Source organism: Labilibaculum sp. DW002 (assembly GCF_029029525.1).
In the GTDB taxonomy this organism is placed as follows: Bacteria; Bacteroidota; Bacteroidia; order Bacteroidales; family Marinifilaceae; genus Paralabilibaculum; species Paralabilibaculum antarcticum.
Genome location: NZ_JAKJSC010000001.1, coordinates 2,529,236 through 2,543,549 on the forward strand (window position 1 = coordinate 2,529,236; position 14,314 = coordinate 2,543,549).

The 14,314-nt window shown below is 36.4% G+C and carries 12 protein-coding genes; 8 read left to right on the forward strand and 4 right to left on the reverse strand.

Annotated features, from left to right (window positions below; genetic code table 11):
- Positions 1 to 96: 96 nt before the first annotated feature.
- The 8 genes from L3049_RS10040 (at position 97) to L3049_RS10075 (ending at position 7,859) form a co-directional block, all read left to right on the forward strand.
- Entirely contained in the window at positions 97 to 1,251 is a 1,155-nt protein-coding gene (locus L3049_RS10040) for a TlpA disulfide reductase family protein (protein ID WP_275109673.1), read from the forward strand.
- A gap of 144 nt (positions 1,252 to 1,395) precedes the next feature.
- Positions 1,396 to 2,157 (forward strand): UDP-2,3-diacylglucosamine diphosphatase, encoded by a 762-nt coding sequence (locus L3049_RS10045; RefSeq protein ID WP_275109674.1) that lies wholly within the window; start codon positions 1,396 to 1,398, stop codon positions 2,155 to 2,157.
- A gap of 163 nt (positions 2,158 to 2,320) precedes the next feature.
- Entirely contained in the window at positions 2,321 to 3,694 is a 1,374-nt protein-coding gene (locus tag L3049_RS10050) for a DNA recombination protein RmuC (protein ID WP_275109675.1), read from the forward strand.
- A gap of 497 nt (positions 3,695 to 4,191) precedes the next feature.
- Positions 4,192 to 5,010, forward strand: a complete 819-nt coding sequence (locus tag L3049_RS10055) for a hypothetical protein (RefSeq protein ID WP_275109676.1) — start codon at positions 4,192 to 4,194, stop codon at positions 5,008 to 5,010.
- 155 nt (positions 5,011 to 5,165) lie between these two features.
- Positions 5,166 to 5,540: a hypothetical protein gene (locus L3049_RS10060; protein ID WP_275109677.1), complete on the forward strand. Its 375-nt coding sequence runs from the start codon at positions 5,166 to 5,168 to the stop codon at positions 5,538 to 5,540.
- A gap of 101 nt (positions 5,541 to 5,641) precedes the next feature.
- Positions 5,642 to 6,208 (forward strand): LemA family protein, encoded by a 567-nt coding sequence (locus tag L3049_RS10065; RefSeq protein ID WP_275109678.1) that lies wholly within the window; start codon positions 5,642 to 5,644, stop codon positions 6,206 to 6,208.
- Between the two features lie 5 nt (positions 6,209 to 6,213).
- Complete coding sequence (locus L3049_RS10070; RefSeq protein ID WP_275109679.1) at positions 6,214 to 7,140, forward strand: DUF3137 domain-containing protein; 927 nt, start codon at positions 6,214 to 6,216, stop codon at positions 7,138 to 7,140.
- 86 nt (positions 7,141 to 7,226) lie between these two features.
- The gene (locus tag L3049_RS10075; RefSeq protein WP_275109680.1) at positions 7,227 to 7,859 is read left to right on the forward strand and encodes a hypothetical protein; all 633 of its coding nucleotides are present in this window, start codon (positions 7,227 to 7,229) and stop codon (positions 7,857 to 7,859) included.
- 96 nt (positions 7,860 to 7,955) lie between these two features.
- On the opposite strand, the gene L3049_RS10080 is transcribed toward L3049_RS10075, so the two are convergent.
- From L3049_RS10080 to L3049_RS10095, 4 genes are all read right to left on the reverse strand, one after another.
- Positions 7,956 to 9,185 (reverse strand): PLP-dependent transferase, encoded by a 1,230-nt coding sequence (locus L3049_RS10080; protein ID WP_342753444.1) that lies wholly within the window; start codon positions 9,183 to 9,185, stop codon positions 7,956 to 7,958.
- A 25-nt stretch (positions 9,186 to 9,210) separates the two neighbouring features.
- On the reverse strand, positions 9,211 to 10,542 hold the full coding sequence (locus L3049_RS10085; RefSeq protein WP_275109681.1) for a 4Fe-4S dicluster domain-containing protein: 1,332 nt from the start codon (positions 10,540 to 10,542) through the stop codon (positions 9,211 to 9,213).
- Between the two features lie 217 nt (positions 10,543 to 10,759).
- The gene (locus L3049_RS10090; protein ID WP_275109682.1) at positions 10,760 to 12,793 is read right to left on the reverse strand and encodes a molybdopterin-containing oxidoreductase family protein; all 2,034 of its coding nucleotides are present in this window, start codon (positions 12,791 to 12,793) and stop codon (positions 10,760 to 10,762) included.
- A 270-nt stretch (positions 12,794 to 13,063) separates the two neighbouring features.
- Complete coding sequence (locus tag L3049_RS10095) at positions 13,064 to 14,305, reverse strand: aminotransferase-like domain-containing protein (RefSeq protein WP_275109683.1); 1,242 nt, start codon at positions 14,303 to 14,305, stop codon at positions 13,064 to 13,066.
- Between the last annotated feature and the right edge of the window lie 9 nt (positions 14,306 to 14,314).

Genomic DNA, 14,314 nt, shown 5'->3' on the forward strand with positions numbered 1-14,314 from the left:
TTCGTAAGTGAATGAAGATCATGAAATAAAAGCTCTTTATAAGCGATTCGGAAGTTTTTTTGAAATTGTAAATCCTAAACAAAGAAAACGATTCATATGAAAAAATTATTATTAGCTCTACCATTCCTTTTATTCTGGGCTTGTAGCCAGAAAGAAGTTGCTGAAATTGAAGGTGAAATTGTAAATGCCAATGGTAAAGTTTTGTATCTGGACAAGTTGCATACTTCAAGTACTGAATTGATGGATTCTGTTGTGATAGGTGATAATGGAAGATTCAAACTAGAGGTAGAAGTAACTCAGCCTGATTTTTATTTACTGCGTTTATCGAACGGGAAATTAATCACGCTTTTATTAGAGCCAAAAGAAGATGTTTTAATGCATATTAAAGGGCCTGAAATGTCGAAAGACTATATTGTAGAAGGTTCAAAAGGTTCTAAATTGGTAAAACAAATCACGGACACCTTAAATAACACTAAAGCTAAATTAGCTAGCATTCGTAAAGAATTAAACGAGAAAAAAAGCGATCCTAATTACTCTAGTATTTCTCAAAACTTATTAGCTGAATATGTTGAAACTCTTCAAAATCAAAGGAAATTCTCAGTCGATTTTGTGATGAAGAATGCGACATCTTTATCTAGTTATATGGCTCTTTATCAGAAATTAGATGATAAGACCTTCACGCTTAACGAAAATGACGATATCCAATATGTGAAAATTGTTGCTTCATCGATGAGAGCGCTATACCCGGAGCATGAGTATACAAAAGCAATTTTACACAACTACAAAACCTTGGAGAATAACTTGTCCAATTTAAAAATTAAACAATTAATACAAGAAAAAGGAGCTAGCTTCCCAGATATAACACTTCCAAACACAAAAAATAAAGAGGTTAGCCTTAGCTCATTCGACGGAAAATTCGTCATTTTAAGTTACTGGGCTTCGCAAGATGCTAATTCAAGAAAACAAAACAGCACACTGAGCAAGATCTACAAAAAATACAAAAATAAAGGTTTAGAGATTTATCAGGTTTCTGTGGATCAGAATGAAGACCAGTGGAAAGAAGCAATTAAAAAAGATGGTTTGAAATGGACAAATGTTTGTGAGTTGGAAAATGGTAGCGCCATGGCAGTTCGTAACTTTAATGTTCAGCAAATCCCTGCCAATTACCTTATTAGCAGACAAGGTGAAATTGTTGGTAAAAACCTTTACGGATTGGCTTTAGAAGAAAAAGTAGCTGATTACGTAAAGTAAGTATTAGAATACTTAAAGTATTTAGGAGTGCCTTAAGTTATCAATGAATATTTTTAACTTAAGGCATTCTATATCTACATATAATAAACAAACATTTTTTCAACTTTAAGTACTGTAACTTTTAGGCACTTATAAGTACTATTTATGGAAAACAAAAAAATCTATTTTGCTTCTGATATTCACTTGGGTGCACCAGCTTTAAACAACAATCTTCAACGCGAAAAGTTGTTTGTAAAATGGCTAAACCAAGTGAAAGAAGATGCCAAGGCCATTTATTTAATGGGTGATATTTTCGATTTCTGGTTCGAATACAAGCGAGTTGCGCCTCGGGGATTTACGCGAGTTCTTGGTAAACTTGCTGAAATTTGCGATTCCGGCATTGAAGTTCATTTCTTCACCGGGAATCACGATATCTGGGTTTTCGATTATTTGCCACAAGAGTTAGGCATAATTGTTCACCGAAACGAAGTCAAAACAGAAATAGAAGGCAAAAAATTCTTCCTTGCTCATGGCGATGGACTTGGCCCGTATGACAAAGGGTATAAAATGCTGAAGAAAATTTTCACCAGCAAATTTTTACAATGGTGCTTTGCCCGTCTACATCCGAATTTTGCAATTGGTATAGCTCACAAATGGTCGTCGCACAGCAGATTGAGCGACGGCAAAGTTGAAGCTGATCAGTTTAGAGGCACCGACAAAGAATGGCTGGTTCTATTTGCCAACGATGTACTTAAAAATGAAGATTTCGATTATTTTGTTTTTGGGCATCGTCATTGGCCTTGCGACATTGATTTAAATGGTAAAAGCCGATACATTAATACTGGCGATTGGGTAACGAACTTTACTTATGCTGTTTTCGATGGAGAAAACATGGAACTAAAGCAATTTGAAAAGCCTATTTATTAACCACTAAGGAAAACAAAGTTTTTCACAAAATAAGAAAGCACAAATTTGCAAGCATTATGCAAATCACCAATTACACAAATTAACACAGATGTGTTTATCTTCGATAAACTTAGATTGCTTTGCAATTCTTGGTTTATGATATTTGTGGAAAATTAAAAGCAAAATGGAATTTTTATATATCGCAATCGGAATTTTAAAAGGGATGATTATTGCCTGGCTAATAATGCGCAAGAAAGCATCTCAAAAAGCAGCAGCCTATCGTGAAGATTTATTGAAGCAAGAGAATACCTATATAAAAGAAAAAAGCGAACTTTCTCACCAACAATCCATTTTGGAAGAGCGAGCGCTTAACCTACAACGCGAGAAGGTTGAATTGAATGAAGTTTTGAGCTTGGAACGTGAAAAAAATGAAAAACTGACTCGCTCCGTTTCTATTTCTGCAACCGAGCGTAAGAATTTAGAAGAAAAGCTAGAATCTCAGAAAAAAGAACTTGAAGAACTTCAAAAACGTTTCACTACTGAGTTTGAGAATATCGCAAACAAAATTCTAAAAGAGAACTCAAAGGAATTTAGCTCTTCGAACCAGAAGAATATGAATGAGATTTTAAGTCCCATAAAGGAGAAATTAATTTCATTTGAAAAGAAGGTTGAAGAGACCTACGATAAGGAATTACGCGATAAAATCAGCTTGCGCGAAGAGGTAAAAAAGCTTTACGATTTAAACACGAAGATCTCTGATGAAGCCAATAATCTAACCAAAGCCCTTAAGGGTGATGTCAAAAAACAAGGAAACTGGGGCGAAGTTGTTCTTGAAAGAATTCTTGAAAGGTCGGGCTTGACCAAAGGTCAGGAATACGACAGAGAGGTTGCCATGAAGAATGACGACGGACAATCAATTCGTCCTGATGTGATTATTCGCCTACCAGAAGAGAAGCACATTATTGTGGATTCTAAGGTATCTTTGGTTGCCTACGAAAGATTTGTAAATGCAAGTAATGATACAGAAAGAGAAGCTTTTCAGAAGGAGCACATCACTTCTTTCAAAGCCCACATAAAAGGCTTGGCCGAAAAGCATTATCAAAGTTCTGATGCATTAAACACGCCTGACTTTGTATTGATGTTCGTACCTATTGAATCCTCATTCTCGGTTGCCGTTCAGGCCGATCAGGAACTATTTGGATACGCTTGGGACAATAAGGTTGTTGTGGTGAGTCCTTCTACCCTATTGGCTACGCTTCGCACCATATCATCAATTTGGAAGCAAGAAAACCAAAATAAGAATGTGATGGAAATTGCCCGTCAAGGTGGAGCACTTTACGACAAATTTGTTGGCTTTGTTGAAGATTTAATCAAGCTTGGAAAACAAATGGATGGTTCTCAGAACTCCTATCAAGATGCTATGAAGAAATTGTATGATGGTAGTGGAAACTTGGTAAGAAGAGCTGAGAACATTAGAGAACTGGGTGCGAAAGTGAAAAAGAAATTGCCACAAACTTTAATCGACAGAATGAACGATACAGATGCATTGCAACAATAACAAACACAACAATATTATTCTATTTATTTTTTTGTAATGGGCTTTCCGCCCAAACCAGACTTCATTTTTTGGCTTGATCCAAAAAACGAAGCAAAAAAGATCAAGGCTACTTTTTAAATCTCGTTCTTATTTGCCTCATGCTTAAGTGCGGCTGGGTGATTTTCGAACAAGTTCTCAACTTCCCAGTCTTACTAAAGCTTTCGTAAAACGAAAAATATTTAAAAGAGATGCCAGTTTATGGGTAACTTATAACAATACCCTTTAATGAAATCAGCTAGTATAATACCATTTAAATGAATAAATTAAAAGCTATTCTATAGAATGTTTAGGACGCGATTGCAAACACAATATAATTTATGAAGAAAGGCTGCGAATATTCGTGGCCTTTTTTTGTATCCTATAATGAGTAATCAAACTCCATTCTAAATTATTTTTTTGTTAAATTCACATGTTTATTATCATCATAATGACACATTTCCAATTTAACACATAAAAGAATGAAGTTTTTCAAATACTTATTGCCTATCCTCCTTTTTTCATCTTATCAGCTTAGTGCTCAGGATCGAATTATAAAAACAAGCAAGGATACCATTTCCTGTAAGGTAAAAGAAGTATTAACTGATGAAGTCAAATATATCTTGCCCGAAATGTCAAACGATATTCTATTTGGGATCGATAAAAATGACATCATCAAGATTATTTTAGGCAATGGAAAAGAGTTATCCTTTTCACATTCTCTTTATGGAAAGGAAACCTATGAGAATCAGAAAAAACATGCTCTTAAGGTAGATTTTCTGGCTCCTTTAACCGGAAACACAACATTTGCATATGAAAAGCTCATTCGACCATCGAGAAGTTGGGAAGTAAGCCTAGGTATTATTGGCTTAGGAGTAGATGGAAATGATGAAGATCCGCGTGGAGCTTTTGCTAAGTTTGGAATGAAATTCATTAAAAATCCGGATTTTTATTTGAAAGGCATGCGCTATGCTCATGTTTTAAAGGGGACATACGTGAAACCAGAAATAGCATTATCTGCTTATTCTTATGACAGATGGAACTATTATGATTTTGGTATTGGTTATTCTTATGATGGTGATGACAGGGAAACAAATTGGGCGATGGCCATTAATATCATTGTTGGAAAGCAGTACGTTTTTAATGACACATTTCTTTTAGATATCTACTTTGGTCTTGGATACGGCTATAGCGAGAATAATAATGACGACAGTGTTTATCATTACGGCTTTTTAGGTGCTGATTCAGTCACACCTATAACGCTTACTGCAGGCTTTAAAATTGGAATCTTGTTGAAGTAAGAAAATAACACACAAGAGGTTCGTGCCTATTTTGACGCTCAAATGATCCATTAAAGAAAAAGACACTTATACTAATTCAGCTTGCAAAGCATGTTAGTGAATATATTACACACATTAGCAGTCTTGAAATCCCTAACTAAATTAGAAAATTAACTATGAAAAAACCACTTGATACTTTTGGGAGATTTATAATTGAGAATCTGTTCGATCAAGGAATAAGAAAATTTCAACGGCTATCAAATGAAGAGATAAAAACACCTTCACTCTTGACTTTGCAACAAAACCTAAGAACATTTAATAAAAACGAAATTGAAATAATTCAGGAACTAATAATCGAAATCATGACTAGTTCAACTCATGATTTTCTTTTTGCAATTCAAGAGCAAACTGACTTAGACGAAAATATTCAAATGAATGTGGAGAATGAAAATGTAGCTGATTTAAGTGATGGTTTGCATGGCGAAATATTCACAGAAAGTGGTTGGGTTAAAAAATATAGTGCGTTTAAAGACCTATATGAAGTAAAATAAATTACGAATTGCCAACAAAAACTACATTATCATGACCGTTGACAAGTCTGAACCAGCATAACAATTGATACAACTAGAACACAATAAACAAAAATAAACATATGGATTTTACAGAAATAGGAATACTGGCATTTATATTCGTTTTTATCATCGTATTGATTATAATTTATAACGTACTAGTAAAACGAAAAAATGAGGTTAACAATGCATTTGCTTCGGTAGATGTAATGCTAAAGAAACGATATGATTTGATTCCAAATCTAGTTGAAGTCACCAAAGGTTATATGGAACATGAACGAACCGTTTTTGTTGAAATCACTACGTTGCGTACGCAGGTTGTAGAAGAAAAATCAGATGAACAAAAAGTTAAAACTCACAATGAAATTCATCGAAAAGTAAATGATTTGCTAATGAATGTAGAGAATTATCCAGATTTAAAAGCTGACAGTAGTTTTTTAGCCCTTCAGGCAAATTGGACATCTTCAGAAGAACATATATCCGCTTCGAGAAGATATTACAATACAGCCGTTACCGAATACAATAATTACATTCAAATGTTTCCTTCAAATATTATGGCAAAAATGTTTGGCTACAGGGAAAAGAAAGTATTTGAAGCAAATGAAATTGAACGCAAAAAAATAAAAGCATCAGAACTTTTTAACTCCTAAAATTAATGAGTAGCAACGGAAAATCTTTTGATAATTTTTTTAATCAAATATATCCCAAATTAGAAGAGCTTGAGGCAAAAAGATTAAAAGGAGCAAAAAAACTGAATGTTTTATATAAAATTGGTATAATTGGTTTTGTAATATTGCTTATTCTAACAATCCTTAAAGCCTATTTTATTTACTTGTTAATTATTTTTGTTCTGTTTTTTTGCGGATTATTTAATGAACGAGCAGGTAAAATATCAAAAGAACTTACACCTACTTTTAAAAAGGAAGTAATCGGTCAGCTACTTACTTATTTTTACGATGATGTAAGATATGTACCAAGGCAAAGAGTAAGTGCAAAGTTATTGCGTAATAGTTTGTTGTTTGAAAAATCAATTCGGAAAACCACAGGCGACGACTATACCGAATGTCGAATCGAAAACACATACATCCACTTCTCTGAAGTTCAAGCGTATGATCCAAGTAGCATTCTTTTTTTTAACGGCATTTTTATTGCAATTAAATTCAACAAAAGCTTTACCGCCAAAACAATCGTTATTCCCAGATCTAGAACCTCTTTTTACAAAAGAATTAAAATGAATTTAAGAGGTGAAATGAAAAATGCTTCAACCATAAATCTAGAAGATATCATATTTAACAAAGAGTTTAGAGTAATAGGTGAAGATCAGGTGGAATCGAGGTATAAGCTAACAACTAGTTTAATGCAACGAATGCTTGACTACAAAAGAAAAATAAATAAAAAGGTAGCCTTCTCCTTAGTAAATAATTGGTTGTATGTGTCAATTCCTACAAAGAAAAACCGATTTGAAGCCAGTGTTACAAAACCTATAAATAATAAAGAGTTCATTAGGTCTAGTTTTGATTATTTTCAACTTTTAACTGGCTTAGTGGATGATTTGGATCTGAATACCAAAATTTGGAAATAAATTGCTGCCTACACTAACAGGGGACAAAATAACGTATATTACTAATTAACTATCAACAACTTAACAGGTCGCAAAACAAAATGCAAATGATGGATTATACTGATAGTAAATACATTGGTTTTAACCGAGAGGAAGATATTACTGAACTTGAAAATCTTTCAAATTTATTTGTTGTTATTTCCGAATATGATAATGAAAAAAACCTTTTAGAAATTGGAAAAACCTATTCTTCATTTATTTCTATACTACTGGATATTTTTTTCCTTTTAGTATTTCTAATTTCATCTTACCTCATACTTTTTACAGATATGAACTTGAATATATTTGAAATAAATAATCCATTCATATCAAAACTAATTATATTAGGTCTTGTTACAATTGGATTAGCTTCAATTGCCTACTTAAGAATTGCCAATGCAAAGTATACAAATAAGCTTGTTTTCAATTTCGATAAAAAATTGCTAACCCTTGTTAATTTAGATCCATTAGGAAAATCTTTCTATGAAAATGTAAATTTTGATTTCTATGAAATTAGAAAATTTAGAACCCGTATTGTTAATTCAGCTGATAAATATTACTCTAGAAATAGAAGAAGTATACTAATAATTGAAACAAAAGATGATAAAGAATATCCATTATTTGTCTTTGGGGCAACACGATTATTCAGTTTTAATGAAAAACGGTTTACAGATTTATTAAATAGTATTTTGCGAGTTTGACTCTGCGCAACGTACACAGAACAAATAATATCCTTACACAATATTAAGATTCTATAAAAAAGGAATGTTCCCAAAAAGAACACTCCTAACATTAACTTACATTTTTCCTAAGGCATCACCAATCAAAGCTTTTAACTTTTCTATACTTTCGATACCAACTGAAAGGCGAATAACACCAGGCAAAGGATATTTTGCTCCCCAAACAGGTTCTACAGGCAATAGAATCGTATCGACTTCGCCCAATGTTGGTACCAATGGAATCGTATCTTCCAGGGCAGCTATAAATCGGTTACACTTTTCTCTTTTATCGGTATCAGAATCACCTTTTATATCGAAGGTTAGCATACCACCAAAGCCTTTATCGCCAAATAAAGCCACAGCCTCTTTTCGGGTTGGGTGAGATTCCAATCCCGGATACAAGACTTCTTCAATTTGAGGATGCTTCTCTAAATAAGTTGCCAACGCCATGGCATTATCGCAATGCTTCTGGAATCGAAGCTCAAAACTTTTCAGTTGAGTACCCAATCGGTAAGCATCATCCGGACTTAGGAAATGCCCTGCCCATTTGCGATACTCTATGGCTTCTTTCATCAGCTCCTCGTCGTTACCACAAATAACACCAGCAGTAATATTACCATGTCCGCTAAGGTATTTGGTAGCTGAATGAATCACCAAATCAGCTCCATCCATTAAAGGTTTCCATAGTAATGGTGTGCCGAATGTATTATCAACAATAATTTTAGCCTCGTATTGTTTTGCCAAAGCCATAATGCGTTTTACATCGGCAACAATCAGCATTGGGTTCGATACCGCCTCGAAGTACAAGAATTCGGGTTTAATCTCGGCTAACATGCGTTCCAGTTCCACGAAATCGTAACGTCCATCTGTGGCATAAAAACGGTGCACATCCAAATTACGACGCTTAATCAATACGGTATCGATAAAGGAATTCGTTCCCCCATAAATCTCATGAAAATACAAGCTAGGTCGGGTATCTTTTCCTTTCTGAAAAACCGACACAGCCACATCGATAGCAGCCATTCCCGTTTCTACAAGCAATGCCCATTTACAATCTTCAAGTGCCATAATTTGCTTCTCTACGGCTACGGTCGTCGGATTTCTATATCGGGAATAAATGTAATCTTCTGGCTCGTGTGCATGATCCAATTCAGCTGCGAAGGCCTCTTTTGTGCGTTTCGAATTCTGTAAATTAAAGCCAGCTTCGCGGTAAAGTGGCATGTGGTTAGCATTGATTTTTTTCATGGTCGTTATATTTTGGTAGAGATGCAATGTTTTGGTATGTATGTTTTTTTGATAGAGACGCAATGCATTTCGTCTTTACGATATTGCGTCATTTAATAATTTGTAATTCTTTTTCTGGCGTTGGAACATCCGATTCGTAATAAAATTCTGCTCTGCCTATAATTTCTCCAATAAAGGTAATGACTAAAACTATTGGCAAGGCCAATTCCCATTGTATATCGTAAAAAAAGTATGGCACGAACAGAAATAGAATTCTTATAATGGAAAGCACTGGAAAATAACTGGCTCCTATTTTCTTTAGCATTCCTTTTCTCCAGATATATAAACTTCCTTTTGCAAGAATTATTAATTCGATTAGGATGTGGATATCAGCAATCCATGCGAAAAACAAGATCGCTGTTGTACTCACCATTCCTGAATGCACTGAAAGACCATCTTTTCGAGTCAAGAATTTGTAGACCATGTCTACCGAAATCAAACAAAAGATTCCAAAAACTAAAGCCGCATAGCCAAATAGCTGAATTTCGGTGATTAAGTGTAAGCCTGTTAATCCAAGAAACGCAGAAAAGGAAAAGATTTCTCTACTCAACCAAGAGCCTTTTAAGTTTAGGATGAATCGCCACATTCTCAATTTTTTTCCAATGTGCAAAGAGGTTAAGGCGATTGCCAATACTGAAATTACAGCAAAAGGAATCACTGGCATTTCTACTTTTCCAAACAAATGTGCTGCTTGCCAACTTACCAGTCCGGCGACGGCTATCGTAAATAAAACCAATGTCCACTCTTTCTCCAGCGATACTTTGTCTTTGCTTTTTGGCAGCCACTCTTTTATTCTTTCCGGATCGATTTTCTCCTCATCTAAATTTTCGATAGTTGGACTCGCATGTTCTTCGCGTAATGGCACCAATTGTATGGATGGTTTTATTCCCATATCTACAAAACCGGGCATTACTCTATCTTCATCGCTTAATGATAGCTGTCCAAAATCCAAAGCACCCACAGGACAAGCCTGTGCACAAGCGGGTTGTTTGCCATCGGAAATACGATCGACACAGAAATTACATTTCTCTACAATACTGCTTGCGGGATTAAATTTTGGTGCATCGTAAGGGCAAGCCCAGGTGCAATACTTACAGCCAATACAAGCTTCGGCATGATGAATAATGGCGCCCGTTTCTTTATCGCGGGTATAGGCCAAGGCAGGACAGTTCTTCATGCAAGGTGCCTCTTCGCAGTGGTTGCAAGCCAGTGAGAAATGGAAAACGGGTAGGCTGGGGTGTTTTATTTTGTTGTGGCAATTTACCTCTCGCCAGTTCACGCCCAAGCTGGTGCCGTTTTCTATGCTGCAACCGGCAACACAAGCCATACAGCCAACACATTTGTTTGTGTTAAATATGAATGCATTTTTTTCCTCAATCATCTTACTATTGTACTTTAAGTTGATTTATAAATCACTCTTATTATTTATTCTCAATTGGGCTTTCCGCCCAAACCCGACTTCATTTTTTGTCTTAATACAAAAAACAGAAGCAAAAAAAATCAAGGCTACATTTTAAAAAGCTTTCTTATTTAGCTCTAAGTTTAAGTGCGGCCGCGAGAGCTTCTCTCTATGCTTTTTCTATATTATTAATTGATAATTAATCATTCTTAATTCTTCTAATATCTACCCAAGTATTGTGAAAGGCCGTTCCATGCCCAATATCTGTTTCTCTTCCTTCTGTGAAAAGGTTAGGGGCTGCACCATTTATGGCCCAATGCCCGTTGGTGAGAACCACATTACCTCGTCGCAAACCCAAATCGAACTGTACTTTTACTTCGGCTTTCGCCTGATGGTTAAAGAGCTCGACTAGTTCCATATTGACTATTCCTTTTGCTTCGGCATCCAGTGGATGAACAAATAGGTAGGCCTCTGGTTCGAATTGCTTGATTACCTCTAAGTTTCCAAATTGTGAATGGATCCTATTTTTCGAATTGGGTGAAATCATCTGCAAAGGAAAATCCGTTTGTTCTGGCAATGGCACATAATCGGGCAGGGGATCTATTCCCCAAAGCTCTTTGGCTTGCTCGCTATACAATTCAATTTTTCCCGATGCTGTTGGGAATTTGTGATCGGCAAAGGGAATCTCTTCGAATGAATTGGCCAGTTGCGGTCCTTCTTTTAGGGCTGCAAGACTCAATTCAGGAAATTTATCGAGGAATCCCTCTAAATATTTTTCAATGGCTTCATCCGTAGGCTCAGGAATATGCTGACTGACTTCAGTTTGATCCATACCCAGGCGTTGTGCCAGTAGATGGTATATTTCTGTTTCGGGTTTTACTTCGCCCGCAGGTTCAAGAACCTTTTGTTTTAATTGCACATAAGGGTTCCAGTACGAACCTATAATATCCGATTGCTCGAACATGTTTTTGGCTGGAAGAATAATGTCGGCCTCGTAAGCCGTATCAGTCATGAACTGCTCCACAACAACGCGAAAATCTGCTTTGCGAAAAGCCTTGCGAATGGCATTGGTATCGGGATTTTGAGCAAGAGGATTACCTCGTTCTACCCAAATCATTTTTATTTCAGGATCAACAATATTAAGTAAATCTTCGCCTAATTTGGCTACTGATATTTTTCTTCGGAAGCTTGGGTGTTCACAGCCTGGAAAATAAGATTCCGGCTCTTTCAAATCGTCGAACACATAGCTTTGCAAATTGGCATAATGCCAACAAGCGCCTTGTTTACCAACATTCCCTGTTATCACCGAAAGGGCAAGTAAGCAACGTGTGGTCTGACCACCATTTTCGTAGCGCTGCATCCCATAGCCCGGAATAAGGGTCATAGGTTTAATTGTTCCTATTTGCTTGGCTAAATCTTTAATCGCATCAACTGATATTCTACAGATCTCCGAAACTTTCTCTAAGCGATATTCTTCTACTCTATCTTTGAATTGTTCAAAACCAAGCACATATTTTGCTATAAAGTCGTGATCTATCCAGTCGTTCTTGATAATTTCTCGTGCAAGCCCCAAAGCCAAAGCTGCATCGGTTCCCGATTTCACTTGAAAGAGGCTATTCGCACGTTCGGTTGAAGGTGTTCTTCTTGGGTCGATAACGACAAATTGTGCCCCTCTTTCCTGAGCCTTTTCAATTGGCATCATCTCCTGAATGTTCGTTTCCGCAGGGTTTTTCCCCCACAAAACAATCAGCTTGGCATGCTCTAAATCCCAAGGGGCATTGTGCTTGTTAGCACCCATAGTTAGGCGAGCTGCCTCCAAGCCTGCAGGCCAACATAGGTTGCCATAGGTGGTTGTAGCACCACCAAACATTTTCCAGAAAGAGGTACTGACTCCATTCAATAAACCCGACATGCCACTCGAAGCGAAATACAAGACTGAATGAGGCCCGAACTGATCTTTACAATTCTTTAGTTTTTCTGTTATCGTATCTAAAGCCTCATCCCATGTAATTCGCTTATACTTTCCATCTGCCACTCGCTTTTGCGGGTACAAAATTCGATCTTTCGAATTAGCACGTTCCACATAGGCCAAGCCTTTTATACAAGGACCTTCTGGCGTGGCACGATTTTCGGCATGTGGCTCAATACCTGTTACGGTATTGTTCTCTACTCTCACTTTTATACTGCAAGTGCTGTAGCAATTTCTAGGGCATGCTGATGAGAATTCTTTCATTGATAGGAAACTAAATTTTTCGAAAATTTACTCAAAAAAAACAAAAGGGAATGAATACACGAAATAAATCGTGCAAAACACTCCCTCAATAAATTATTAATCTCGTGATCTATAAAGTCGCGGAACAACATTTCTCCTTCGATCAAGCAAGCAGACGCGACAGATTTATAGAACCGAAACAACCCCAGCGCGTTGCCCTGAGCTATATTATTTTTGCCTTTCAGGCAAAATTTAAATGAATAACAGAAATAAATTCCCGTGACTCAATTATTAATTGTTCATTACTAATTTTTCATTATCAACTGTCATTACTTCAGCTTCGATAATTTCTGCCAAACGCTTTACACCAGTTATTGCTTTCTCATTGTTCACATATGAGAAATTCAAACGTATGGTATTTGTTCCTCCACCATCGCAATAAAATACATTCCCTGTTACAAAAGCAACTTTCTTTTCAATAGCCTTGTGGAAAAGTTCTAAGGCATCCATATGCTCTGGTAAGGTAATGAAAAGGAACATACCACCTTCAGGACGTGTCCATTTTACACAATCAGGCATATGTTTTTCCATCTCAGCTAACATCACATCACGACGCTGGTGATATAAATCAATCGTTTTTTGAAGATTGGCTTCGAAAACACCTGAGTTCATATAACGAACAGCAATTTTCTGTACAAAAGTTGGTGTACACAAGTCTGCCGATTGCTTTGCGATTACGATTTTCTCGTTCACATCTTTTGGTCCTAAGATCCAGCCAATACGGAATCCCGGAGCAAAAATCTTAGAGAAAGTTCCCAGAGTAATCACGTGATTGTCATTGTCCAAATCATACATCATACGTTGAGGCTCTCCTTCGAAACGCACTTCGCGGTAAGGGCAATCTTCAACAATAAGAACATCGTATTTGTGAGCTAATGCGATAATTTCCAAACGACGCGATTCAGGCATCGTAATACCTGTTGGGTTTTGGAAATCAGGAATCACATAAATGAACTTTGGCTTAATGCCTTGCTGCTTTAATTCTTCCAGTTTGGCTTCCAATAGCTTTGCACTCATTCCTTGCTCATCCATTGGTACACCTTCCATTTTTGCACCATAGCCTTGGAAAGCTCCAATACCACCCAGGTAAGATGGAAGACCACAAATAACCACATCGCCTTGATTCACAAAAACCTTACCCACCAGGTCTAGTCCTTGTTGTGATCCTGTTGTGATAATTAGGTTCTCTAAATCTGCTTTTGTGCCTTCGGCCTCATATTTCTTTAATAGAACTTCTCTTAGTTCTTTTACGCCTTCGGTTGCATCGTATTGCAATACGGCTGCACCTTCTTCGCGTAACATATCCGAAACAATCGTATCTAATGCATCTACCGGAAAAGATTCCGGAGCTGGTAATCCGCCTGCAAATGAAATAATCTCAGGATTCTGAGTCAATTTCAAGATTTCACGTATAGCTGATCGTTTATTGTTGTTACTGATTTGGGAAAAGGTACCTTTTAAATCGCTGATCATTTTGTTTGT